Annotated in this window: 19 protein-coding genes; 16 read left to right on the plus strand and 3 right to left on the minus strand. The window is 70.6% G+C overall.

Features of this window, described 5'->3' with window-relative positions; genetic code table 11:
* The first annotated feature begins 98 nt into the window (after window positions 1-98).
* Entirely contained in the window at window positions 99-2,033 is a 1,935-nt protein-coding gene (locus ACIRJR_RS23565) for a TerD family protein (RefSeq protein WP_403783940.1), read from the plus strand.
* A 266-nt stretch (window positions 2,034-2,299) separates the two neighbouring features.
* Window positions 2,300-3,295, plus strand: a complete 996-nt coding sequence (locus tag ACIRJR_RS23570) for a TerC family protein (RefSeq protein ID WP_403783942.1) — start codon at window positions 2,300-2,302, stop codon at window positions 3,293-3,295.
* Between the two features lie 69 nt (window positions 3,296-3,364).
* Here ACIRJR_RS23570 and ACIRJR_RS23575 read toward each other — a convergent pair whose 3' ends face one another.
* The gene (locus ACIRJR_RS23575) at window positions 3,365-4,021 is read right to left on the minus strand and encodes an MBL fold metallo-hydrolase (protein ID WP_403783944.1); all 657 of its coding nucleotides are present in this window, start codon (window positions 4,019-4,021) and stop codon (window positions 3,365-3,367) included.
* 10 nt (window positions 4,022-4,031) lie between these two features.
* On the minus strand, window positions 4,032-4,721 hold the full coding sequence (locus ACIRJR_RS23580; RefSeq protein ID WP_403783946.1) for a maleylpyruvate isomerase family mycothiol-dependent enzyme: 690 nt from the start codon (window positions 4,719-4,721) through the stop codon (window positions 4,032-4,034).
* Window positions 4,722-4,896: 175 nt separating this feature from the next.
* Here ACIRJR_RS23580 and uvrA point away from each other — a divergent pair, with 175 nt between their 5' ends.
* From uvrA to ACIRJR_RS23650, 14 genes are all read left to right on the plus strand, one after another.
* Window positions 4,897-7,911, plus strand: coding sequence for an excinuclease ABC subunit UvrA (gene uvrA / locus ACIRJR_RS23585; RefSeq protein WP_403783948.1), 3,015 nt, complete (start codon window positions 4,897-4,899; stop codon window positions 7,909-7,911).
* 345 nt (window positions 7,912-8,256) lie between these two features.
* Entirely contained in the window at window positions 8,257-8,685 is a 429-nt protein-coding gene (locus ACIRJR_RS23590; RefSeq protein ID WP_403783950.1) for a Rieske (2Fe-2S) protein, read from the plus strand.
* Between the two features lie 126 nt (window positions 8,686-8,811).
* Window positions 8,812-10,986 (plus strand): excinuclease ABC subunit UvrC, encoded by a 2,175-nt coding sequence (gene uvrC, locus ACIRJR_RS23595; RefSeq protein WP_403783952.1) that lies wholly within the window; start codon window positions 8,812-8,814, stop codon window positions 10,984-10,986.
* Window positions 10,983-11,957: an RNase adapter RapZ gene (gene rapZ / locus ACIRJR_RS23600; protein WP_403783954.1), complete on the plus strand. Its 975-nt coding sequence runs from the start codon at window positions 10,983-10,985 to the stop codon at window positions 11,955-11,957. The genes uvrC and rapZ overlap by 4 nt, the downstream gene beginning before the upstream one ends.
* The gene (gene yvcK, locus ACIRJR_RS23605) at window positions 11,954-12,988 is read left to right on the plus strand and encodes a uridine diphosphate-N-acetylglucosamine-binding protein YvcK (RefSeq protein ID WP_403783956.1); all 1,035 of its coding nucleotides are present in this window, start codon (window positions 11,954-11,956) and stop codon (window positions 12,986-12,988) included. The genes rapZ and yvcK overlap by 4 nt, the downstream gene beginning before the upstream one ends.
* Complete coding sequence (gene whiA, locus ACIRJR_RS23610; RefSeq protein ID WP_329227568.1) at window positions 12,979-13,968, plus strand: DNA-binding protein WhiA; 990 nt, start codon at window positions 12,979-12,981, stop codon at window positions 13,966-13,968. The genes yvcK and whiA overlap by 10 nt, the downstream gene beginning before the upstream one ends.
* A gap of 696 nt (window positions 13,969-14,664) precedes the next feature.
* Window positions 14,665-15,675, plus strand: coding sequence for a type I glyceraldehyde-3-phosphate dehydrogenase (gene gap / locus ACIRJR_RS23615; RefSeq protein WP_403783958.1), 1,011 nt, complete (start codon window positions 14,665-14,667; stop codon window positions 15,673-15,675).
* Window positions 15,676-15,787: 112 nt separating this feature from the next.
* The gene (locus ACIRJR_RS23620; protein WP_403783960.1) at window positions 15,788-16,999 is read left to right on the plus strand and encodes a phosphoglycerate kinase; all 1,212 of its coding nucleotides are present in this window, start codon (window positions 15,788-15,790) and stop codon (window positions 16,997-16,999) included.
* Window positions 17,000-17,005: 6 nt separating this feature from the next.
* Window positions 17,006-17,794 (plus strand): triose-phosphate isomerase, encoded by a 789-nt coding sequence (gene tpiA / locus ACIRJR_RS23625; protein WP_403783962.1) that lies wholly within the window; start codon window positions 17,006-17,008, stop codon window positions 17,792-17,794.
* Between the two features lie 137 nt (window positions 17,795-17,931).
* Window positions 17,932-18,168 carry a preprotein translocase subunit SecG gene (gene secG / locus ACIRJR_RS23630; RefSeq protein WP_031094498.1) on the plus strand — a complete coding sequence of 79 codons (237 nt, stop codon included), beginning with the start codon at window positions 17,932-17,934 and terminating at the stop codon, window positions 18,166-18,168.
* A gap of 109 nt (window positions 18,169-18,277) precedes the next feature.
* Entirely contained in the window at window positions 18,278-18,613 is a 336-nt protein-coding gene (locus tag ACIRJR_RS23635) for an RNA polymerase-binding protein RbpA (protein ID WP_078598194.1), read from the plus strand.
* A gap of 154 nt (window positions 18,614-18,767) precedes the next feature.
* Complete coding sequence (pgi, locus tag ACIRJR_RS23640) at window positions 18,768-20,420, plus strand: glucose-6-phosphate isomerase (RefSeq protein WP_403783964.1); 1,653 nt, start codon at window positions 18,768-18,770, stop codon at window positions 20,418-20,420.
* A gap of 3 nt (window positions 20,421-20,423) precedes the next feature.
* Window positions 20,424-20,927 carry a PH domain-containing protein gene (locus ACIRJR_RS23645; RefSeq protein ID WP_403783966.1) on the plus strand — a complete coding sequence of 168 codons (504 nt, stop codon included), beginning with the start codon at window positions 20,424-20,426 and terminating at the stop codon, window positions 20,925-20,927.
* The gene (locus ACIRJR_RS23650; RefSeq protein ID WP_403783968.1) at window positions 20,924-22,429 is read left to right on the plus strand and encodes a PH domain-containing protein; all 1,506 of its coding nucleotides are present in this window, start codon (window positions 20,924-20,926) and stop codon (window positions 22,427-22,429) included. Before ACIRJR_RS23645 ends, ACIRJR_RS23650 begins: the two co-directional genes overlap by 4 nt.
* A 54-nt stretch (window positions 22,430-22,483) precedes the next feature.
* Here the strand turns inward: ACIRJR_RS23650 and ACIRJR_RS23655 are convergent, their stop codons facing one another.
* Window positions 22,484-23,635: a SagB/ThcOx family dehydrogenase gene (locus ACIRJR_RS23655; RefSeq protein ID WP_403783970.1), complete on the minus strand. Its 1,152-nt coding sequence runs from the start codon at window positions 23,633-23,635 to the stop codon at window positions 22,484-22,486.
* Between the last annotated feature and the right edge of the window lie 676 nt (window positions 23,636-24,311).

The following is a 24,311-nucleotide window of genomic DNA, read 5'->3' on the forward strand; positions in this document are numbered from 1 at the left end:
CCGGTCCACAGACCAGTACGAGCAGCTCCCGGAGGCACGGCCGCCGGGAGCTGCGCCCATGGGCAGGGCACCACACCGAACGTCGAGGGGACAGGGCTATGACGGCCGAGCTGGTCCGGGGGCAGAACCACACCTTGCCCCAGACCCGTCTGGAGATCAGGGTGTCGGCGGGTTCACCCGTCGTGGCCGGGGCAACGCTCGGGGACGAGCGGGGCACGGTCCACGGCGCCGAGTGGATCGCCCACCCCGGATCGCACCGCCTGCCCGGCCTCGAAGTCTCCAGGCAGGCGGCCGCCGATCACCGGCTGGCCGTGGACCTGGACGCCCTGCCCGACGCGGTCCACCGCGTCACCGTGCTCCTCGCCCTGCCCGCGGGGGCCGGGAGGCCGGTCAGATTCGGCGCGGTGGCCGCTCCCTTCGTCGCCGTCACCGGACTCGACGGTGCCGAGATCGCCACCTTCACCCTCACCGGGCTGGACACCGAGTCGGCCGTCTCGGCCCTGGAGCTCTACCGCCGCCAGGGTGTCTGGAAGGTCCGCGCCGTCGGTCAGGGTTACGCCGCCGGGCTCGCCGAGATGCTGGCCGACCAGGGCGTGGCCGGGGCGGTGGAACTGGCCGCCGCGATACAGGAGGCCGTTGCCTCCGGGCTCGCCCGCTCCGTGACGCCCCCGCCCCGTTCACCTGACAGCGAGCGGGTACACCACCCCGCGGGCCCCACGGCGCCCGGAGACAGCGCTCGTCAGCCCGCCTCCCCGCCTGCCCCCGAGCCGCTGAGCGGCCCCACTCCACCGCACACGGAGACCCCGGGCGGGCCCATCGACTACGCGCACCCTCGGCGCCAGACCTCGGCGCCGCCCCCGCCCCCTCCGGCGGCGCCGCCCGCCGAACCCGGCCGGCCCGCGCAGCCCGTCGCCGGTGATGCCACCGGCTGGTCCATGGACGAGCGGCTCTACAACCAGATCTGGGGCATGTTCGAGGACCTCGCCCGCGCCGTCGCCGCCTATCGCAGCGCCGTCGACTTCGCCGAGTCCCGGATGGACCAGGAACTCGAGCGGACGCTCTCCGACCCGCGCAGCCGCATCGGCGGTACCGGCGACCGCGCCCGGGAGGAGGCCAGGGCCAAGCGGGACGAGCTCACCGGACGGGCGCGCGAGGCGCTCGAGCGCGATCTCGCCCAGCTCGCCGCCGAGTCCGCCGTGGTGGAGCCGGCCCTGCCCGCCTCCTACGCGGGCTGGGACAACCCCGTCTGGCACGGCTACCGCGTGCCGATGGAGATCCCGATGGCCCTGCGCATCGGCGACCTCCGTCTGCCCGAGGGAGCCGACCTGCGCATCCCGCTGCTGGTGCGGCTGCCCCTGGAGCGCGGGATCTGGGTGGACAGCGGCCGGACCGCCTCCGAGGAGGCCGCGACGGCGTCCGGCGACCGGCTGCGGGGGCTGGCCATGGAGACCGCGGTCGCCCTGGCGGCACGGCTGCTCGCCGTCTATCCGGCGGACGAGTTCTCCGTCCACGTCATCGACCCGGCCGGCGCCGCCGCCGGAGCCCTCGCACCCCTCGTGCGCTCCGGGGTGCTCGCCGGGCCGCCCGCCGCGGGCGCGGAAGGCGTGTCCTCGGTCCTCGCCCGCCTCACCCGGCGTGTGGACCTGGTGCAGATGGCGCTCAGGGCCGGCGCCTCGGACGCGCTGCCCCCGGATCTCGACACGGGGGAGCAGCTGCTCATCGTCAACGACTTCCCGCACGGCTTCGACGACAGGGCCGTCACCCAGTTGCGCTATCTGGCCGATGAGGGGCCCTCGGTCGGCGTCCACCTGCTGATGGTGGCCGACCGCGAGGACGCCCGGGCCTACGGCCCCGTGCTCGACCCGCTGTGGCGGTCCCTGCTGCGGATCACCCCCGTGGCGGACGACCACCTCGCCGACCCGTGGGTGGGGCACGCGTGGACGTACGAGCCGCTGAGGGCCCCACAGGGCAGCAACGTCCTGGAGCAGGTTCTCGCCCTGGTGGCGGCGGCCCGGCGCGGGGGCTTCCGCTGACCTCGGTGACGGCCGATCAGGTGGGGCTCACATAGCCACTGAACTGGCCTTTTGATCATGCCTTGGCGCGGACTTTACCGTTTCTTGGTGCTTCATGTACTGTTCTTGGTGCGGAGGGGAGTACTCCCGATCGCGGCGTTCCCGTCAGTACGGACTGTGACCGGTCCCGGGGCGTCGGCCCGGCGCGCATCCCGCGCTCCCGGGTGGAAGAGACCTCCGGCAGCGACGACGCTGATCTATAGCCGTAGCGAACTGCCGGAGGCGCAGTGGACGTTTCATGGACTCTCTGGACGCTGACCATTCTCGGTCTCGTCGCCCTCATCTCCGTCGACTTCTTCATCGGGCGCAAACCCCATGACGTGTCGACCAAGGAAGCCGGGATCTGGACCATCGTCTGGATCGCGCTGGCCGGGCTCTTCGGGCTGGGTCTGCTGGTCTTCGGCGAGAGCCAGGCCTCGGGCGAATTCTTCGCCGGCTTCATCACCGAGAAGTCACTCAGTGTCGACAACCTCTTCGTCTTCGTCCTGATCATGGCGAAGTTCTCGGTGCCCTCCCACCTCCAGCAGCGGGTGCTGCTCGTCGGTGTGCTGATCGCCCTGGTGCTGCGTGCGATCTTCATCGCCGCCGGCGCCGCGGTCATCGCCAACTTCTCGTGGATCTTCTACATCTTCGGCGCGTTCCTGATCTACACCGCCTGGAAGCTGATCCAGGAGGCCAGGGCCGACGAGGACGAGGAGGACTGGGAGGAGAACCGTCTCCTGAAGTCGATCGAGCACCGCTTCGGTGTCGCCGACCGCTACCACGGGACGAAGCTCTTCATCCGGAACAACGGCAAGCGCGTCATGACCCCCCTCATGGTGGTCATGCTCGCCATCGGCACCACCGATGTGCTGTTCGCGCTCGACTCCATCCCGGCGATCTTCGGTCTGACCCAGGACCCGTACATCGTCTTCACCGCCAACGCCTTCGCCCTGATGGGCCTGCGTCAGCTGTACTTCCTCATCGGCGGTCTGCTGAAGAAGCTGGTCCACCTCAGCTACGGGCTCTCGGTGATCCTCGGGTTCATCGGCGTCAAGCTGGTGCTGCACGCCCTGCACGAGTCCGGGGTGCACGTCCCGGAGATCTCCATCCCGTTCTCCCTCACCTTCATCTGCGCCGTCCTGGTGGTCACCACGATCACCAGCCTGATCGCCAACAAGAAGACGGCGGCCCGGGAGGCCGCGGAGAAGGACGACAGCGAGAACGTCACCGCGGAGAAGTAGCGCGGGACAGGCGTACGCCGACGGCCGGGGCCCCTGAGGGGGCGCCCGGCCGTCGGTGTGTCCGCCGGTTCACCAGCCGCGCTCGCGCCACTCCGGCAGGTGGGGGCGCTCGGCGCCGAGCGTGGTGTCGTGACCGTGTCCCGGGTAGACCCACGTCTCGTCCGGCAGCCGGTCGAAGAGCTTCGTCTCCACGTCGTGGAGCAGGCTCGCGAACGCCTCCGGGTCCTTGCGCGTATTGCCCACCCCGCCGGGGAAGAGGCAGTCCCCCGTGAACAGGTGCGGCGCCCCGTGCGGGTCGTCGTAGACGAGGGCGATGGACCCCGGCGTGTGGCCCGTCAGGTGCCTCGCGGTCAGCGAGACGCGGCCCACCCGGACCGTGCCCTCGTCCTCGACGAGCTCGTCGGTCGGGACCGGGATGCCCTCGGCGTCGTACCTCCCCGCGTACGTCCGCGCCCCGGTGGCCGCCACGATCTCGCCGAGCGCCTGCCAGTGGTCACCGTGCTGGTGCGTCGTGACGACGGACGCGATGCCGTCCTCACCGATCAGCCGCAGCAGGGTCCCCGCCTCGTTCGCCGCGTCGATCAGGAGCTGCTCGCCGGTGGCCCGGCAGCGCAACAGGTAGGCGTTGTTGTTCATCGGTCCGACGGCGACCTTGGAGATCATCAGATCCGTCAGCTCGTGCACGTCCGCAGGGCCGCCGACCCTGACCGTTCCGCTGTACGTCATGTGACGCAGCCTATAGCGGGGGCAGCGGGGGAAGGCCGCCGCCGTCGACGGTGAGCGCCGAGCCGTCACGGCGCCCGCAGAGCCAGCCGAGGATCTCGGGGGCCGTGCCCCGGACGGTGACCGGAGCGCCGTCGGCGCCGCCGCCCGTGGTCCACAGGCGGCCGTCCTCCGTCACCGCGGTCGTGGGGACGACGTCGGGATGTCCGGCGAACCGCTCGGCCAGGAAGTCGTTCTCCCGGGTCACGAACTCCTCGGGCAGGTCCTCCAGCTCGTATCCCACCCCCAGGTCGACGTGGTGCAGCTCGACCTCGACGAGGCGGCGGAAGGGGATCCGGGAGGCGGAATCCGTCACACCGTTGCGCAACGTGACCGTGCGCGACCAGTCGGCCGGCTCCTCGGCCGCGGACAGGAAGGCGTCTCCGCTCGCGCGCACGTCGGCGAGCTGCTCGGCCAGGGGCCGCGGTGCGTCGCGGGCGATGTCGGCGTCCCGGGTTTCGCTGTTCGCGTACATCGGCCGCCCTCGGAGAACATTTACGAGGGCGTCGGCGTTACGTGAAAGGTGGGCAAGAACATGGCCGCGGCTCCAGCCCGGCAGACGCGACGGCTCGGCAACGGCGCCGTCGTCCCGCTTGCCCATGGCACCGAGCAGCCGATCGGTCGCTTCACGTACAGCTTCCAGGTCGTGCGCATGATCAGTCATGGGCCGAGCGTAGACCTCGCCACTCATTCGGGTGATGGAGTCTTCGGCCGACCGTAAATCGAATGCGCGTGCTATACGCTCGGAGTCGAAAGCCTCCTACATCGCTGTGGCGCCCCCCATACCCTGGGACAAGGGCTCAGTTCCCCCACTTCTCTCCAGAAAGGTGCGGACCGGCGTGGCCGACCGTCTCATCGTCCGTGGCGCGCGCGAGCACAACCTGAAGAACGTCTCGCTCGATCTCCCCCGTGACTCCCTCATCGTCTTCACCGGGCTCTCCGGATCGGGCAAGTCCTCGCTCGCGTTCGACACGATCTTCGCCGAGGGCCAGCGGCGCTACGTGGAATCGCTCTCCTCGTACGCCCGGCAGTTCCTCGGCCAGATGGACAAGCCGGACGTGGACTTCATCGAAGGCCTCTCGCCCGCCGTCTCCATCGACCAGAAGTCGACCTCGCGCAACCCGCGCTCGACGGTCGGCACCATCACCGAGGTCTACGACTACCTCCGGCTGCTCTTCGCCAGGATCGGCAAGCCGCACTGTCCCGAGTGCTCCAGGCCCATCGCGCGCCAGTCGCCGCAGGCCATCGTCGACAAGGTGCTCGGCCTGCCCGAGGGCAGCCGCTTCCAGGTCCTCTCCCCGCTGGTGCGCGAGCGCAAGGGAGAGTTCGTCGACCTCTTCGCCGATCTCCAGACCAAGGGCTACAGCAGGGCCCGGGTCGACGGCGAGACGATCCAGCTGTCCGAACCCCCCAAGCTGAAGAAGCAGGAGAAGCACACCATCGAGGTGGTCATCGACCGCCTCACCGTGAAGGACAGCGCGAAGCGCCGTCTGACCGACTCCGTCGAGACGGCGCTCGGCCTCTCCGGCGGAATGGTCGTGCTCGACTTCGTCGACCTCGAGGCGGACGACCCCGAGCGTGAGCGGATGTACTCCGAGCACCTCTACTGCCCGTACGACGACCTCTCCTTCGAGGAGCTGGAGCCCCGCTCCTTCTCCTTCAACTCCCCGTTCGGTGCCTGCCCCGACTGCACGGGCATCGGCACGCGGATGGAGGTCGACCCGGAGCTGATCGTCCCGGACGAGGACAAGTCCCTGGACGAGGGTGCGATCCACCCCTGGTCGCACGGTCACACCAAGGAGTACTTCGGCCGCCAGATCACCGCGCTGTCCGAGGCCCTCGGATTCCGCACGGACATCCCGTGGGCCGGCCTGCCGCAGCGCGCCAGGAAGGCACTGCTCCACGGCCACAAGATCCAGACCGAGGTGCGCTACCGCAACAGGTACGGCCGTGAGCGCGCCTACACCACCCCTCGCTTCGAGGGCGCCGTCCAGTACGTCAAGCGGCGGCACTCCGAGGCCGAGAGCGACTCCAGCAGGGAGCGCTTCGAGGGGTACATGCGCGAGGTGGCCTGCCCGACCTGTGAGGGCACCCGGCTCAAGCCGCTGGTCCTCGCGGTGACGGTGATGGAGAAGTCCATCGCCGAGGTCGCCGCCATGTCGATCAGCGAGTGCGCCGAATTCCTCGGCCGTCTCAAGCTGAACGCCCGTGACAAGAAGATCGCCGAGCGGGTCCTCAAGGAGGTCAACGAACGGCTGAGGTTCCTCGTGGACGTCGGCCTCGACTACCTCTCGCTGAACCGTGCCGCGGGCACTCTGTCCGGCGGCGAGGCGCAGCGCATCCGGCTCGCCACGCAGATCGGTTCCGGACTCGTCGGTGTGCTGTACGTGCTGGACGAGCCGTCCATCGGCCTGCACCAGCGTGACAACCACCGGCTGATCGAGACCCTGGTCCGGCTCCGGGACATGGGCAACACGCTCATCGTCGTCGAGCACGACGAGGACACCATCAAGGTCGCCGACTGGGTCGTCGACATCGGTCCCGGCGCGGGTGAGCACGGCGGCAAGGTCGTCCACTCCGGCTCGCTCGAGGAGCTGCTGGCCAACAAGGAGTCGATCACCGGGCAGTACCTCTCGGGCAAGAGGGAGATCGAGATGCCGGACATCCGGCGTCCCGTCGACCCGAAGCGCCGGCTCACGGTGCACGGCGCCCGGGAGAACAACCTCCAGGACATCGACGTCTCCTTCCCGCTCGGCGTGCTCACAGCCGTGACCGGTGTCTCCGGCTCGGGGAAGTCCACCCTGGTCAACGACATCCTCTACACCCACCTCGCGCGTGAGCTCAACGGCGCCAAGTCGGTCCCCGGACGGCACACCCGGGTCGACGGCGACGACCTCGTCGACAAGGTCGTGCACGTCGACCAGTCGCCGATCGGCCGTACGCCCCGGTCCAACCCGGCCACGTACACCGGAGTCTTCGACCATGTCCGCAGGCTGTTCGCCGAGACGATGGAGGCGAAGGTGCGCGGCTACCTGCCGGGCCGCTTCTCCTTCAACGTCAAGGGCGGCCGCTGCGAGAACTGCTCCGGCGACGGCACGATCAAGATCGAGATGAACTTCCTGCCCGACGTGTACGTCCCGTGCGAGGTCTGTCACGGTGCGCGCTACAACCGGGAGACGCTGGAGGTCCACTACAAGGGCAAGTCCATCGCCGAGGTGCTGGACATGCCGATCGAGGAGGGGCTCGAGTTCTTCGAGGCCGTCCCGACGATCGCCCGTCACCTGCGCACGCTCAACGAGGTGGGCCTCGGATACGTCAGGCTCGGCCAGTCCGCGCCGACTCTCTCCGGGGGTGAGGCGCAGCGGGTGAAGCTGGCGAGCGAGCTGCAGAAGCGCTCCACGGGCCGCACGGTCTACGTCCTGGACGAGCCGACGACCGGTCTGCACTTCGAGGACATCAGCAAGCTCATCTCGGTGCTGTCCGGCCTGGTCGACAAGGGCAACACCGTGATCGTCATCGAGCACAACCTCGATGTCGTCAAGACCGCCGACTGGGTCGTCGACATGGGCCCCGAGGGTGGCAGCGGCGGCGGTCTCGTCGTCGCCGAGGGCACCCCGGAGCACATCGCCTCGGTGCCGGCCAGTCACACCGGGAAGTTCCTCCAGGACATCCTGGGCGCGGACCGGATCGGTGAGGCGGCGGTGCCCGCGGCCAGGAAGGCCCGAAAGGCACCGGCGAAGAAGGCCGTCGCCGCGAAGGCGTCCACGGCCCGCAGGACGGCCACCGCCAGGACGGCCGGAAAGGCCGCGGCCGAGCCCGCGCCGAAGAAGGCCACCCGCGCGCGGAAGGCCTGACACCAGGCGGACGGGGCGGTCCCGCGGCACCCGGGGCCCGCCCCGCCGTCGCCCGGTCCTCCCGTCCGCCTGCCCTCGTGCCGGCCCTCCGGCGGCGGCCGCACCCGCCGGCCGGGCGGGCGCCTGTCCGCCGGGACCGCCGTCCGCCCGCCCACCGCGGTGTCCTCCGGGGCCGGGGTCTCTCCGGGGCCGGTCGACGGCGCGGCGTTCTTCGTGGGTATGGTCGGGTCTGTCGCCCACGCTTCAGGTGCGGTCCGTGCTCCACGCTCCGTGTCCCACGTCCGTGGCACCCGGTGCCCCGGACGGTGACGGCGGCTCTCTGTCCCCCCGACCAGTGGAGACCGCATGTCCGGCCTGCCCGCCGCCCGCCGTACCGTACTGAAGGGTGCCGCGCTCGCCGGTGCCGCCGGGCTGGGAGCGGCAGCCTGCTCGACCGAATCGAAGCTCGGCCACGCGCAGACCCCGACGCCCACCGCGCCCGTGGAGCTCGGTGCCGCGGACGAGGTCCCGGTCGGCGGGGCGAAGCTCTACCGCGAGCAGCGGGTCGTCGTGAGCTGCCCGGCCGCCGGCCGGTACAAGGCGTTCAGTGCCCAGTGCACCCACGCCGGATGCCTCCTCGACAAGGTCGAGGGCACGGAGGGCAACTGCCCCTGCCACGGCAGCCGTTTCGACGTGACCACGGGCAAGGCGCTGCGGGGGCCGGCCACGGTGCCGCTGCCGTCCGTCCCGCTGAAGCTCGAGAACGGGAAGCTCGTCGCGGGCCCCGGGGCCTGACCTTCCGGCGCCGGCGCCCCGGGGTCTGTCCGCGCGATGACCCACGTCCCGGCCGGGAGGCCTGCCGCAGGTCTCCCCAGCCCCGGAGATCCCGCTCTGTCACCGTCCGCAAGTAGGGTGTGAGACATGGCAGACCCCTCCAGCTACCGCCCCAAGCCGGGACAGATCCCCGACTCCCCGGGGGTCTACAAATTCCGCGACGAGCACCGCCGGGTGATCTACGTCGGGAAGGCCAAGAATCTCCGCCAGCGCCTGGCCAACTACTTCCAGGACCTGGCCGGCCTGCACCCGCGCACCCGCACGATGGTCACCACGGCTGCCTCCGTGGAATGGACCGTGGTCTCCACCGAGGTCGAGGCACTTCAGCTGGAGTACTCCTGGATCAAGGAGTTCGACCCCCGGTTCAACGTCAAGTACCGCGACGACAAGAGCTATCCCTACCTCGCGGTCACACTCAACGAGGATTTCCCGCGCGTCCAGGTCATGCGCGGCGCCAAGAAGAAGGGCGTGCGCTACTTCGGTCCGTACGGCCACGCCTGGGCGATCCGCGAGACGGTCGACCTGATGCTCCGGGTCTTCCCCGTGCGGACCTGTTCCGCGGGAGTCTTCAAGAACGCCGAGCGGAGCGGCCGGCCCTGCCTCCTCGGCTACATCGGCAAGTGCTCCGCCCCCTGCGTCGGCCGGGTCACTCCCGAGGAGCACCGGGATCTCGCCGAGGACTTCTGCGACTTCATGGCAGGCCGTACCGGGACGTACATCCGCCGCCTCGAGAAGGACATGACGCAGGCGGCCGAGGAGATGGAGTACGAGCGGGCGGCGCGGCTGCGCGACGACGCCGAGGCGCTCAAGCGGGCCATGGAGAAGAGCGCCGTCGTCCTCGCCGACGCCACCGACGCCGACCTGATCGCCGTGGCCGAGGACGAGCTCGAAGCGGCGGTCCAGATCTTCCACGTCCGCGGCGGACGGGTGCGGGGCCAGCGCGGCTGGGTCACCGACAAGGTCGAGGCCGTCGACACGGCGGGCCTGGTCGAACACGCGCTCCAGCAGCTGTACGGGGAGGAGTCGGGTGACTCCGTCCCCAAGGAGGTGCTGGTGCCGGCGCTCCCCGAGGACCCCGACGCCGTGTCCCAGTGGCTCGCGGACCGCAGGGGGTCCCAGGTCAGCCTGCGCATCCCGCAGCGGGGCGACAAGAAGGACCTGATGGTCACGGTCCAGCGCAACGCCCAGCAGGCGCTGGGTCTCCACAAGACCAAGCGCGCCTCCGACCTCACGACCCGCTCCCGCGCCCTGGAGGAGATCGCCGAGGCGCTCGGTCTCGACAGCGCTCCGCTGCGCGTCGAGTGCTTCGACATCTCGCACCTGCAGGGTGACGACGTCGTCGCGTCGATGGTGGTCTTCGAGGACGGCCTCGCGCGCAAGAGCGAATACCGCCGCTTCCAGATCAAGGGCTTCGAGGGCCAGGACGACGTCCGGTCGATGCACGAGGTCATCGGCCGGCGCTTCAAGCGCTATCTGCAGGAGAGGGAGCGGACGGGGGAGTGGGAGGAGACCCCGGCACCCACGGGCCCCGTGCCCGCCCCCGCCCCACCCGCTCCCGCCGCCACCGGGGAGCCCGCCACCCAGGAGCCCGTCGTCGGGGAGCTTGCCGCCGTGGAGGCAGCACCCGGGGCACTAGCACCCGGGGCACTCGCACCCGGGGAGCCCGCAGCCGGTGCGGTCGCGCCCGACGCCCGGTCCACCGATCCCGCCCGGGAGGATCCCCGCGAGGACGACGGTCGTCCCAAGCGCTTCGCCTACCCGCCGCAGCTCGTCGTCGTCGACGGAGGGCAGCCGCAGGTCGCCGCCGCCAAGCGGGCCCTGGACGAGCTGGGCATCGACGACATCGCCGTCTGCGGCCTCGCCAAGCGCCTCGAAGAGGTCTGGCTGCCCGACGACGACGACCCGGTGGTCCTGCCGCGCTCCAGCGAGGGCCTCTATCTCCTGCAGCGCATCCGGGACGAGGCCCACCGCTTCGCCATCACCTACCAGCGGGCCAAGCGCGCCAAGCGGATCCGCAGCAGCCCCCTGGACGACGTCCCGGGGCTCGGCGAGACCCGGAAGCAGGCGCTGATCAAGCATTTCGGCTCCGTGAAGAAGCTCCGGCAGGCGACAATCGACGAGATCTGCGAGGTGCCGGGCATAGGGCGCAGGACCGCGGAATCGGTCGCCGCCGCGTTCGCCGCGGCCGCCCCGGCAGCGCCCGCCGTGAACACGGCCACAGGAGAGATCATCGAAGAGGACGACGGGGGCAGCAGGACATGACCGAACACGCGCACGAACACCAGGAACACCACGACGAGCGCGGCCGAGCAGACGGAGCAGCACACGTGAGTACGGGAAGCACCACGGAGGAGGCCGAGGCCACCACGCCCGCCATCCCCGAGCTGGTGATCATCTCCGGCATGTCCGGCGCCGGGCGCAGCACGGCCGCCAAGTGTCTGGAGGACCTCGGCTGGTTCGTCGTGGACAACCTGCCGCCCGCGCTGATCCCCACGATGGTGGAGCTCGGCGCCCGGTCCCAGGGCAACGTCGCCCGTATCGCCGTCGTCGTCGATGTGCGCGGCCGCCGCTTCTTCGACAACCTCCGGGAGTCGCTCGCGGATCTGGAGGCCAAGCACGTCACCCGGCGGATCGTCTTCCTGGAGTCCTCCGACGACGCCCTCGTGCGCCGTTTCGAATCGGTCCGCCGCCCGCACCCGCTCCAGGGTGACGGCCGCATCGTCGACGGCATCGCGGCCGAGCGTGATCTGCTGCGCGAGCTGCGGGGCGACGCCGACCTGGTCATCGACACCTCCAGCCTCAACGTGCACGAGCTGCGCGCCAAGATGGACGCCCAGTTCGCCGGGGACGAGGAACCGGAGCTGCGGGCGACGGTGATGTCCTTCGGCTTCAAGTACGGGCTGCCGGTCGACGCCGACCTCGTCGTCGACTGCCGCTTCCTGCCCAACCCGCACTGGGTCCCGGAACTCCGCCCCTTCACCGGGCTCAACGAGGAGGTGTCCGACTACGTCTTCGACCAGCCGGGTGCCAAGGAGTTCCTCAACCAGTACACGGAGCTGCTCCAGCTGATCGCCGCGGGTTACCGCCGCGAGGGCAAGCGGTACGTGACCATCGCCGTCGGCTGCACGGGCGGCAAGCACCGTTCCGTCGCGATGTCGGAGAAGCTGGCCGGCCGACTGGCCGGCGAAGGGATCGAGACCGTCCTCGTCCACCGGGACATGGGGCGCGAGTGACCAGTCGCCATCTGCGTCAGCGCCGGCTGAGCAGGGCCACGGCCGCGCTCTCCGGCCGCAAGCGCGGTGCACAGCCCAAGGTCGTCGCCCTCGGCGGCGGCATGGGGCTGTCCGCCTCGCTGACGGCGCTGCGCCGGATCACCGGCGACCTCACGGCGGTGGTCACCGTCGCCGACGACGGCGGCTCCAGCGGCCGTCTCCGTGAGGAGCTCGGTGTCCTCCCGCCGGGCGACCTGCGCAAGGCGCTCGCAGCGCTCTGCGGGGACGACGAATGGGGCCAGACGTGGGCCCAGGTCATCCAGCACCGCTTCGAGTCCAAGGGCGACCTGCACGAGCACGCGGTGGGCAACCTGCTCATCGTCGCCCTCTGGGAACAGCTGGGAGACCACGTCCAGGCCCTGGACCTGGTCGGCAAGCTGCTCGGGGCGCACGGCAGGGTGCTGCCGATGTCCGCGGTCCCCCTGGAGCTCCAGGCGCTCGTACGAGGACACGACCCCGGTCGCCCCGAGGACGTCGTCACGGTCCGGGGGCAGGCCACGGTCGCACTGACCCCCGGCGAGGTGCAGTCCGTCCACGTCGTCCCGGCCGACCCGCCGGCGGTTCCCGAAGCGGTGGCCGCGGTGCTCGACGCCGACTGGGTGGTGCTCGGCCCCGGATCGTGGTTCTCCTCCGTGATTCCGCATCTGCTGGTGCCCGAACTGCTCGACGCACTCGTGACCACGAAGGCCCGTAAGGTCCTCTCGCTGAACCTCGCACCGCAGCCCGGTGAAACAGAAGGCTTCTCACCGCAGCGTCATTTGGAGGTTTTGGGACGACACGCCCCTAAACTCGCCATGGACGTGGTGCTGGCCGACGAGGCCGCCGTGCCCGACCGTGAGTCGCTCGCCGACGCCGCACAGCGGCTCGGAGCCGCGGTCGAGCTGGCCCCCGTGGCCTCACCCGACGGCGTTCCGATTCATGATCCGGAGCTGTTGGCCGCCGCGTACGACCGTATTTTTCGGATGCATGGAAGGATCGGCCCATGGCGATGACGCCAGCGGTGAAGGACGAAGTCTCTCGGCTTCCCGTGACCCGGACCTGCTGCAGAAAGGCAGAGGTCTCGGCGATTCTTCGGTTCGCGGGCGGGCTGCACCTGGTGAGCGGCCGGATCGTGATCGAGGCCGAGCTGGACACGGCGATGGCCGCCCGCCGGCTCAAGCGGGACATCCTCGAGATCTTCGGCCACAGCTCCGAGCTGATCGTGATGGCCCCCGGCGGACTGCGCCGTGGCTCCCGCTACGTCGTGCGGGTGGTGGCGGGCGGCGACCAGCTCGCGCGCCAGACCGGGCTGGTGGACGGGCGGGGCCGGCCGATCCGCGGGCTGCCCCCGCAGGTGGTCTCGGGGGCCACCTGCGACGCGGAGGCGGCCTGGCGCGGTGCCTTCCTGGCGCACGGCTCGCTCACCGAGCCGGGCCGTTCCTCCTCGCTCGAGGTGACGTGCCCCGGTCCGGAGGCCGCTCTCGCTCTGGTCGGTGCCGCACGCAGGCTCTCGATCGCGGCCAAGGCCCGGGAGGTGCGTGGGGTCGACCGTGTCGTCGTCCGCGACGGCGACGCCATCGGAGCCCTGCTGACCCGCCTCGGCGCGCACGAGTCGGTGCTGGCCTGGGAGGAGCGCCGGATGCGGCGCGAGGTCCGTGCCACCGCCAACCGGCTCGCCAACTTCGACGACGCCAACCTCCGCCGCTCCGCCCGTGCCGCGGTGGCGGCGGGCGCTCGCGTGGGGCGCGCGCTGGAGATCCTGGGCGAGGAGGTCCCCGAGCACCTGGCGGCCGCCGGGCGCCTGCGGATGGAGCACAAGCAGGCATCCCTGGAGGAGCTGGGGGCGCTGGCCGACCCGCCGCTGACCAAGGACGCGGTCGCGGGCCGGATCAGGCGTCTGCTGGCCATGGCCGACAAGCGTGCCCAGGACCTCGGTATCCCCGGTACGGAAGCGACCCTCAGCGAGGAGCTGGCCGACGGCCTCGTGGGCTGAGAGCTCCGCGAGAACGCCCCGGAAACGCTCCGCCGGAGCCCCGGCCCGCCCTCCGGCGCGGGCCGGGGCTCCGGCGCGGGGACTCCGGACGGCTGTGGCCGCCGGGACCCCCGAGACGCGGCGTTCGCCGGCGTTTTCCGTGCCGGGGCAGGAGCCATTCCCCGAATTCGACCGAGAGCCATTCTCGAAATTTCGAGTACCACCCCGCACGAATGAGCGCCGCGCGCTTCCCCGGCCCCGCCGTCCGTGTGCCGTGGCGATAAGCGGACGGCCGGGCACTTTTATCGATTGAGTGCGACGCCGCACGATTGAGCGCCGTTCTGGTGGTGCACTCCGCGCGGGCCCCGCGGCGGAGCCCGCCGGGACAGCCCGTTGCCGAATCCGTGGAGCCGAATCCGTTTCCATGACTCCCGGTGACTGTTCCGGGCGGGTGGCGCCGTCCGCCCTGCCCTCGCAGGGCGCGCGACTCCGATGGATGGACACACTCGGTGACCGGGCCGCGCGTGGCGGACGCCCCTGCCGCACTTTCCGGTCGGAAGCCCGCACTCCTACTCGGCAGTAAGGGGATCCCTCTCCGTACCGCCTCTCTCGATGTCACTCCGGGGCCTTCGGAGAGGTAGGGTCGGAGGCGGTCGGGGACATCCCTAATAAACTCGCCGGCATCGAAACCGGCGTTCCTAACGAGGAGATCGGTTCGTGACGATCCGCGTAGGCATCAACGGCTTTGGCCGCATCGGTCGTAACTACTTCCGCGCGCTGCTGGAGCAGGGTGCGGACATCGAGATCGTGGCTGTCAACGACCTGGGTGACACTGCGACCACGGCTCACCTGCTGAAGTACGACACCATCCTGGGTCGTCTCAAGGCAGAGGTCAGCCACACCGCCGACACCATCACCGTCGACGGTCACACCATCAAGGTGCTCTCCGAGCGCAACCCGGCCGACATCCCCTGGGGTGAGCTGGGCGTCGACGTCGTCATCGAGTCGACCGGCATCTTCACCAAGAAGGCCGACGCCGCGAAGCACATCGCCGGTGGCGCCAAGAAGGTCCTCATCTCGGCTCCGGCCAAGGACGAGGACATCACCATCGTGATGGGCGTCAACCAGGACAAGTACGACGCGGCCAACCACCACGTCATCTCCAACGCCTCCTGCACCACCAACTGTGTGGCGCCGATGGCCAAGGTTCTCGACGAGAACTTCGGCATCGTCAAGGGCCTGATGACGACGGTCCACGCGTACACGAACGACCAGCGCATCCTGGACTTCCCGCACTCGGACCTGCGCCGCGCCCGCGCCGCCGCCGAGAACATCATCCCGACCACGACGGGCGCCGCCAAGGCGACCGCCCTGGTCCTCCCGCAGCTCAAGGGCAAGCTCGACGGCATCGCGATGCGCGTCCCGGTCCCGACCGGTTCCGCCACCGACCTCGTCGTGACGCTGCAGCGCGAGGTCACCAAGGACGAGGTCAACGCCGCGTTCAAGAAGGCGTCCGACGACGGCGACCTCAAGGGCTTCCTGACCTACACCGAGGACCCGATCGTGTCCTCGGACATCGTGGGTGACCCGTCGTCCTGCACCTTCGACTCCTCCCTGACCATGGTCCAGGAGGGCAACTCGGTGAAGATCCTCGGCTGGTACGACAACGAGTGGGGTTACTCCAACCGCCTCGTCGACCTGACCGTCTTCGTCGGCGCCCAGCTCTGATCCTAGGATCGGCAGGCATCCAGGTGTGATGTGAGGGGCTCGGACGGCGCGACGTGGCGCCGTTCGAGCCCCCTCGCATGCTCATCAGTCCTTCCAAGGAGTATGGGAACAGATGAAGACGATCGACGAACTTCTCGCCGAAGGGGTCGCGGGCAAGCGGGTATTCGTCCGCGCCGACCTCAACGTGCCGCTGGACGGCACCACGATCACCGACGACGGCCGGATCCGCGCCGTCCTGCCGACGGTCGCCCGGCTCGCCTCTGCCGGTGCGCGGGTCATCGTCGCCTCGCACCTCGGCCGCCCCAAGGGAGCCCCGGACCCGGCCTTCTCGCTGGCTCCGGCCGCCGCCCGCCTGGGTGAGCTGCTCGGCAGCGAGGCCGCCTTCGCGACGGACACGGTCGGCGAGTCCGCCCGCGCCACGGTCGCGGCCCTCACGGACGGCCAGGTCGCCGTCATCGAGAACCTCCGCTTCAACGCAGGCGAGACGTCCAAGGACGACGCCGAGCGCGGCGCCTTCGCCGACCGGCTCGCCGAACTCGCAGACGTGTACGTGGGCGACGGCTTCGGCGCCGTCCACCGCAAGCACGCCTCCGTGTTCGACCTCCCGGCCCGGCTGCCGCACGCGGCCGGCGGCCTGATCGCCACCGAGGTCGGCGTCCTGAAGAAGCTCACCGAGGACGTCGCGCGCCCCTACGCCGTGGTCCTCGGCGGCGCCAAGGTCTCCGACAAGCTCGGGGTCATCGACCACCTGCTGGAGAAGGCCGACCGCATCCTGATCGGCGGCGGCATGGCGTACACCTTCCTCAAGGCCAAGGGGTACGAGGTCGGCAGCTCCCTCCTCCAGGAGGACCAGATCCCCGCGGTGCTCGAGTACCTCAAGCGCGCCGAGGAGAAGGGTGTGGAGTTCGTGCTCCCCGTCGACGTCGTCGTCTCGGAGCAGTTCCCCGACCTCAAGGCGAAGACCCCGGGCAGCCCCGCCACCGTCGCCGCCGACGCCATGCCCGCCGGCGCGATGGGGCTGGACAACGGCCCGGAGACCAACAAGCTGTACGCCTCGAAGCTCGCCGACGCGGCCACCGTGTTCTGGAACGGCCCGATGGGCGTCTTCGAGCACCCCGACTACGCCGAGGGCACCAAGGCGGTCGCCCAGGCCCTCGTCGACTCCCAGGCCTTCAGCGTCGTCGGAGGCGGGGACTCCGCCGCCGCCGTCCGGATCCTGGGCTTCGACGAGAACGCATTCGGCCACATCTCGACCGGCGGCGGCGCCAGCCTCGAATACCTCGAGGGCAAGACGCTTCCCGGACTCGCCGCACTGGAGGACTGACCCTCAATGACTGCCCCCGCACAAGGCCGTATCCCGCTCATGGCGGGCAACTGGAAGATGAACCTCAACCACCTCGAGGCCATCGCGCACGTCCAGAAGCTCGCCTTCGCCCTGGCCGACAAGGACTACGACGCGGTCGAGGTCGCCGTCCTGCCGCCCTTCACGGACCTGCGGTCCGTGCAGACGCTGGTCGACGGCGACAAGCTGAAGATCAAGTACGGTGCCCAGGACATCTCGGCGCACGACTCCGGCGCGTACACCGGTGAGATCTCCGGCCCCATGCTCGCCAAGCTGAAGTGCGCCTTCGTCGCCGTCGGTCACAGCGAGCGCCGCCAGTACCACGGCGAGAACGACGAGATCTGCAACGCCAAGGTGAAGGCCGCGTACAAGCACGGCCTGACCCCGATCCTCTGCGTCGGCGAGGGACTGGACATCCGCAAGGCCGGTGACCAGGTCTCCTACACGCTGGCGCAGCTCGACGGCGCGCTGAAGGACATCCCGGCCGAGCAGGCCGAGTCCATCGTGATCGCCTACGAGCCGGTCTGGGCCATCGGTACCGGCGAGGTCGCGACCCCCGAGGACGCGCAGGAGGTCTGCGGCGCGATCCGCCGCCGGCTCGCCGAGCTGTACTCGCAGGAGCTGGCCGACGCCGTCCGCATCCAGTACGGCGGTTCGGTGAAGTCCGGCAACGTCGCCGCCATCATGGCGCAGCCCGATGTGGACGGTGCCCTCATCGGCGGTGCCGCGCTCGACGCCGACGAGTTCGTCAAGATCGTCCGCTTCCGCGACCAGTAGGATCGTCCGCTTCCGCGGCCGGTGAGTATGCGGTGGCGCGGATCCGTCGTACCCTTGCGGGGGCCAGGGGGGTGTACCCCCGGGCCCCCGCTGTTCGTACATGCAGTCCTAGGAATTCCGGAAAGTAGGGACCAGCCGTGGTTTTGGCGTTCGAGATCGCCCTGATCGTCTTCAGCCTGCTGCTGATGCTGCTGGTGCTGATGCACAAGGGGAAGGGCGGCGGCCTGTCCGACATGTTCGGTGGCGGGATGCAGTCCTCCGTGGGCGGCTCGTCGGTCGCCGAACGGAACCTCGACCGCATCACCGTCGTGGTCGGCCTGGGCTGGTTCGCATGCATCGTCGTCCTCGCTCTGCTCATCAAGCTGGACAGCTGACCCGTCGTCCGCGAATCCCGGTGATGGTGTAACTCCTTTCACCGGACGCGCGTTGGGCCTTACGTAGACTGGCGCATCTTCGAGCACCATCACGCAGGGAGTTACGACCGTGGCAAGTGGCAACGCGATCCGGGGAAGCCGGGTCGGAGCGGGGCCGATGGGCGAGGCCGAGCGGGGCGAGTCCGCGCCGCGCCTCCGCATCTCCTTCTGGTGCTCGAACGGGCACGAGACGCAGCCGAGCTTCGCCCATGACGCGCAGGTACCGGAGACGTGGGACTGCCCGCGCTGCGGCTTCCCGGCCGGTCAGGACCGGGACAGCCCCCCGGCTCCGCCCCGCACCGAGCCGTACAAGACGCATCTGGCGTACGTACGCGAGCGGCGCAGCGACGCGGACGGCGAAGCGATCCTCGCCGAAGCCCTCGCCAAACTCCGCGGCGAGATCTAGACGTTGTTCACCGGCCGGTCACCCCCTGGGTGCCCGGCCGGAATCCGTATGCCCCCTCGTAGCCCGCCGTTGCCCCGGCGCACCCTTCAGATCAATTAGGTTGGAGGGGCAGCGGGGAAGGTTGCAGTACGAGAAGAAGTGGGCGATTTCCGGGATGAACGCACAGAGCCGAACCAAGCTGAACCAGACGCCCGAGTGGGCGGCGCTCGGCAAGCACCGTGAGGAGTTCGGCGACACCCAACTGCGCCGGCTGTTCGCCGACGCGCCGGACCGTGGGACGGCGTACACCCTCCGGGTCGGCGACCTCCACATCGACTACTCCAAGCACCTGGTCACCGACGAGACGCTGCGTCTGCTGCGTGACCTCGCGGACGCCACCGGAGTGGCCGGGCTGCGGGACGCCATGTTCCGCGGCGAGAAGATCAACACCACCGAGGACCGTGCCGTCCTGCACACCGCGCTGCGCGCCCCGCGCGACGCCGTGATCGAGGTCGACGGCGAGAACGTGGTGCCCGCCGTGCACGCCGTCCTGGACAGGATGGCGTCCTTCGCCGACCGGGTCAGGGCCGGCGAGTGGACCGGGCACACCGGCAAGCCGGTCAAGAACATCGTGAACATCGGAATCGGCGGTTCCGACCTCGGGCCGGCCATGGCCTACGAGGTGCTGCGCTCCTTCACGGACCGCTCGCTCACCGTCCGCTTCGTGTCCAACGTCGACGGCGCGGACCTCCACGAGGCCGTCCGTGACCTGGACCCGGCCGAGACGCTGTTCATCGTCGCGTCCAAGACCTTCACGACCATCGAGACCATCACCAACGCCACGTCCGCCCGCGACTGGCTCCTCACCGGGCTGAGGGCCGGTCAGGAGGCCGTCGCCAAGCACTTCGTGGCGCTCTCGACCAACGCCGACAAGGTCACGGACTTCGGCATCGACACGGCCAACATGTTCGAGTTCTGGGACTGGGTCGGCGGCCGCTACTCCTTCGACTCGGCGATCGGCCTCTCGCTGATGATCGCCATCGGACCCGGGCGCTTCCGCGAGATGCTCGACGGCTTCCACCTCGTCGACGAGCACTTCCGCACCGCCCCGGCCGAGGAGAACGCCCCTCTGCTGCTGGGCCTGCTGGGGGTCTGGTACGGCCAGTTCTTCGGCGCGCAGTCACACGCGGTCCTGCCCTACAGCCACTATCTCTCCAAGTTCACCGCGTACTTGCAGCAGCTGGACATGGAGTCCAACGGCAAGTCCGTGGACCGGGACGGCAACCCGGTCGAGTGGGAGACGGGCCCGGTCGTCTGGGGAACGCCGGGCACCAACGGGCAGCACGCCTACTACCAGCTCATCCACCAGGGCACGAAGGTCATCCCGGCCGACTTCATCGGCTTCGCCGCGCCGGTCCAGGACCTGCTGCCCGGGCTGATCGCCCAGCACGACCTGCTGATGGCCAACTTCTTCGCGCAGACCCAGGCCCTCGCCTTCGGCAAGACGCCCGACGAGGTCCGCGCGGAAGGCGTCGCGGAGGAGCTCGTGCCGCACAAGACGTTCCTCGGCAACCACCCGACGACGACGATCCTCGCCGAGCGGCTCACCCCCTCGGTACTCGGCCAGCTCATCGCGCTGTACGAGCACAAGGTCTTCGTCCAGGGCGCCGTCTGGAACATCGACTCCTTCGACCAGTGGGGCGTCGAGCTGGGCAAGGTCCTCGCCAAGAAGATCGAGCCCGTCCTGACCGAGGGCACCGGCGGGGACCAGCTGGACAGCTCCACCGCGGCGCTGGTCTCGGCGTACCGCTCGCTGCGGGGCCGCTGAGCCATGGCGGAGGGGGAGGGGACCATACGGCTCAGGCCGCCGCGCAACCCGCCGGCCCCACGGGCCGTCGGCTGGTGGCGTGCCCGGTGGCTGCTGCTGACGGCGGCGCCGGTGGCGGTGCTGGGCCTCCTGGGGGCGCTCATCGCTCCGGCGAGGCCCTGGCTGCTGGTGCCCGCCGCGGTTCTCGCGGGCGCGGGCCTCCTGTGCGCCGTCCTCCTCCCCCTCTGGTGGTTCCGCACGCACCGCTGGGAGGTCACCGACGACGCGGTGTACGTGAGCACCGGGGCCTTCCTGCGGGAATGGCGGATCGCGCCGATGTCCCGCATCCAGACCGTGGACACCGTGCGGGGCCCCCTGGAACAGCTCTTCGGGCTTGCCACGGTCACCGTCACCACCGCGTCGGCCAAGGGCGCTCTGGAGATCGAGGGGCTCACCCATGAGGCGGCCGCCGAGCTCGCCGAGCGGCTGACCCGGATCACCCAGGACACACCCGGGGACGCCACGTGAGCACGGCAGCCGACAGCGGCGCCGGCTGGCGGCGCCTCCACCCCCGCACGGTCCTGGTCACCGCGCTGGTCACGGCGGGGGTCGCCGCGGGTGCCGCGGTTCCGGTCACGGTCGCTCTGGCCGGCCGCTTCGGGTACGCGGCAGCCGTCGGATGGGCGCTGGCCGGAGCGGTCCTGCTGATCGGCGGTGCGGCCGCCGGCGACCACGTGCGGTGGCGGCGCACCCGCTACCGCGTCGGCGCCGAGCGCGTGGATCTGCACACCGGGCTCCTTCTGGTGAAGCGCCGCTCGCTGGCCCGCGAGCGGATCCGCAGTGTCGACCTCACCGCCCACCCCCTGCTGCGGATGCTGGGGCTGGTCTCGGTCCGTATCGGCACCGGTGAGCACACGGGCGGCGACTCCACACTGGAACTCGACCCCGTCTCCCGCGCGGAGGGCGAGCGGCTGCGGCGTGACCTTCTCGACCGCGCCGTCGCGGAGGTCTCCGGGACGCACGGCGAGGGCGTGCTGGCCACGCTCGACACCCGGTGGATCCGCTACGCGCCGGTCTCCTTCGCCACGCCCGTGCTCGCCGGCGCCGCCGCAGGCGGTGTGATGCAGGTCAGTGACTGGGTCGGGGCGCAGGCCGAGGTGATCCACTGGATCGCCGGCCGCTTCCGGGACACCCCGCTGGTCTGGACGATCGCGGTGCTGGCCGTGGCGGCCCTGGCCGCCGGTGTGGCCGGAGCCCTCGGGCTCTGGATCGAGATGTGGTGGAACTACCGCCTGGAGCGCGAACCGGGCGGCACCCTGCGGGTGCGGCGCGGACTGTTCACCTCGCGCTCCCTGTCCGTCGAGGAACGGCGGCTGCGCGGGGTCGACCTCGTGGAACCCCTGGGCGTGCGGCTCGCGGGCGCCGCACGGGTCGACGCGATCGCGACCGGCCTGGCCAAGGGCGAGGAACGGGCCGCCGACCACAACACCCTGTTGCCGGCCGTTCCCCGCGCGCTGGCCGGCACGATCGCCGCCGTGGTGCTGCGGGAGACGGCAGCCCCGACCGGCGCGCTCCTGACCGCGCATCCCCGCGCCGCCCGGGGCCGGCGGCTGCGCCGCGCCCTGGCCGTGACCCTGGTGCCCGTGCTGGTCCAGGTCCTCCTGGGGGTCCTGCTGACGCCCGTGCTGCTGTGGACCGCGCTCGGCTGCGCCGTGGTCTCCGTGCCCGTCGGAGTGCTCCTGGCCCTCGACGCGTACCGGTCGCTGGGGCACACGCTCAGCGGCGGCTACCTGGTGACGCGCTCCGGTACCGTCCGGCGCTCGACGGCGGCCCTGCGGCGTGCGGGCGTGATCGGCTGGACGGTGAAGCAGTCCTTCTTCCAGCGGCGGGCCGGGCTGCTGAGCGTCACCGCCACGACGGCCGCCGGAGGCGGTGCCTACACGGCGCACGACGCGGACGCCTCCGAAGGCCTCGCCTTCGCCTCCGAGGCCGTCCCGGGGCTCCTGGAGCCCTTCCTGGAGCGCGGCTGAGTCACCGGGCGGGCGCGGCATCGCGCGGAGTCCTCGCCCCGTGAGCCCGCGGGCTCACGGGGCGAGCAGCGCGGTGGAGCCGAAGGCGGCGATGCCGGCCGGCGGGGGAGCGTCCTGCGGCACCGGAGCGGGGTGCCCGGCGGCCAGGACGTACAGAGGGGTGTGGCCGGTGTTGTCCAGGCCGCAGCGGTCGGCGACCGCGGCGTCCCTGAAGGCGCCGGTCTGGGCAGGGCCGAGCCCGAGTGCCGTGGCGGTGAGGGCGAACGTCTGGCCCAGGTGCCCCGCGTCGAGCAGGCAGACACGGTAGGCGCGCGGCGTCGGGTATTTGACGCTCATCCGCTCCAGCCGCGCGGCGAGTACGACGAGGAAGGCCGGCCGGGCGGCCCACGACTGACCGGCGCAGAGACGGGCGGACTCCGCGGGCGTGAGGCCCTCGGAGAGCAGTTCCAGGGCGTGCTGCAAGCCGTTGTAGTGGTACCAGCCCGGGGAGAGGCCACTGACGCCCAGGACGCCGACGTAGGCGTCGATCTCCTGGCGGGACCCACCCTGAGGACTCGTACGCCGGTAGAGGGCGCCCCGCCCGCAGTCGATGAAGTCGACCGGACCGAAGGCCACCGCCAGCAGGGCGGCCAGCGTGTCCAGCGGCACCGGCGCGCCGGTGAAGTCGCGGTGGGTGCGGCGGTCGTACAGGACGCGTTCGAAGGGTGCCCCGAGCTCCGCCGGCCTGCGGGGCAGGAGGATCCGGGGAGCCTCCGGGTACCCCGTGAACAGCGGCGGCAGCGGGGCCCGCTCGCCTCCCGCCCCCACGGACTTGCCGGCGCCGGACGGTTCGCCCCCGGCGGAGGGTTCGCCCTCGCCGGAGGGGGTGTCGTACACGTCCTGGGTCGCGTAGTGGAAGAACGACGCCTCGGGCATCCACGCCCCCCACTGCGTGGCGATCCGCTCGTCGCGGTGTGCGGCCTCGCTGCCGCTGGTCAGCAGGGCTCCGCTTCCGGCCAGAGCCGTGACGGCCTCCTCGACGGTGTCCGGGGTGAGGTGGCCGAGGAGGCCGGCCACCTCACCGGGAGTGCTCCAGTCCTCGAAGGCGGCCAGGATCTCCGCGGCGGCCGGATGCAGTGCGGTGGGCGTGCCGTGGGGGTGGGGATGGACGACGAAGGCGCCGTCGTGCCAGTAGCAGGTCAGGCACCGGGAGCGGCGTAGGCGCAAGGTGACTCCTCGACGTGGGGCAGGGAGGGACGGGGGGCCGGACGTACGCGTGGGGCCGGGGAGGGGAGCCCGGCCCCACGCTGCCGGGTCAGGCCTGGCGGTAGGCCCACGTCCAGTTCCATGAGGAACCCTCACCGGCCTTGGGGCGGTCGGTGCGGACGGCGGTCCGGTGCTTCATCTCGATCCTGCGCATTACTTCGTCACCTCCTTCCGATGTCACGTGCTCACCATGCGTCGCGCCGGCTTCTCGCAGCGGCGACTTCTCCATGACGCAATACGGAACCGCGATATGCAAGAGGTGAATTCCTCCGTCACTCCTTCGAGGTGAACCCGTGGCCTTCGTTTATTCGTCGAGTCGCATTCATGGGGAAGGAAATTACGCGCCGTCAGTGCGTTTCGTATACGGCCGGCGGGCCGGGGTGTGTGCTTCCGCTTGCCTGCGGGAGATGCGGGCCCTGATGTGGCCAGCTGTGAAACGAAGAGGGTGATGAGGGTATCGGTGCAGGTCAGGGCGTTCTTCCGTGACTGCTTACTCATTTCTTTCAGGCTTTTTTCGGCGACCTTTCGATGCGGGTGAAGCCGTCCCGCAGGTGGCATAGCGTGCGGACATCGACGCTCGAAGACGGGGCGTACATATCGCCGGGCGGACGGGAAAGTCCGCTCCGGATGATTCCCA

This window comes from Streptomyces sp. NPDC102402 (assembly GCF_044765765.1).
In the GTDB taxonomy this organism is placed as follows: domain Bacteria; phylum Actinomycetota; class Actinomycetes; order Streptomycetales; family Streptomycetaceae; genus Streptomyces.

Coding starts and splice junctions, on each gene's coding strand:
- ACIRJR_RS23620 (WP_403783960.1), top strand. CDS start 15,788: ATGAAGACGATCGACGAACTTCTCGCCGAAGGGGTCGCGGGCAAGCGG.
- rapZ (WP_403783954.1), top strand. CDS start 10,983: ATGACCGAACACGCGCACGAACACCAGGAACACCACGACGAGCGCGGC.
- uvrC (WP_403783952.1), top strand. CDS start 8,812: ATGGCAGACCCCTCCAGCTACCGCCCCAAGCCGGGACAGATCCCCGAC.
- ACIRJR_RS23565 (WP_403783940.1), top strand. CDS start 99: ATGACGGCCGAGCTGGTCCGGGGGCAGAACCACACCTTGCCCCAGACC.
- ACIRJR_RS23575 (WP_403783944.1), bottom strand. CDS start 4,021: ATGACGTACAGCGGAACGGTCAGGGTCGGCGGCCCTGCGGACGTGCAC.
- whiA (WP_329227568.1), top strand. CDS start 12,979: ATGGCGATGACGCCAGCGGTGAAGGACGAAGTCTCTCGGCTTCCCGTG.
- tpiA (WP_403783962.1), top strand. CDS start 17,006: ATGACTGCCCCCGCACAAGGCCGTATCCCGCTCATGGCGGGCAACTGG.
- ACIRJR_RS23590 (WP_403783950.1), top strand. CDS start 8,257: ATGTCCGGCCTGCCCGCCGCCCGCCGTACCGTACTGAAGGGTGCCGCG.
- pgi (WP_403783964.1), top strand. CDS start 18,768: ATGAACGCACAGAGCCGAACCAAGCTGAACCAGACGCCCGAGTGGGCG.
- ACIRJR_RS23580 (WP_403783946.1), bottom strand. CDS start 4,721: ATGACTGATCATGCGCACGACCTGGAAGCTGTACGTGAAGCGACCGAT.
- ACIRJR_RS23645 (WP_403783966.1), top strand. CDS start 20,424: ATGGCGGAGGGGGAGGGGACCATACGGCTCAGGCCGCCGCGCAACCCG.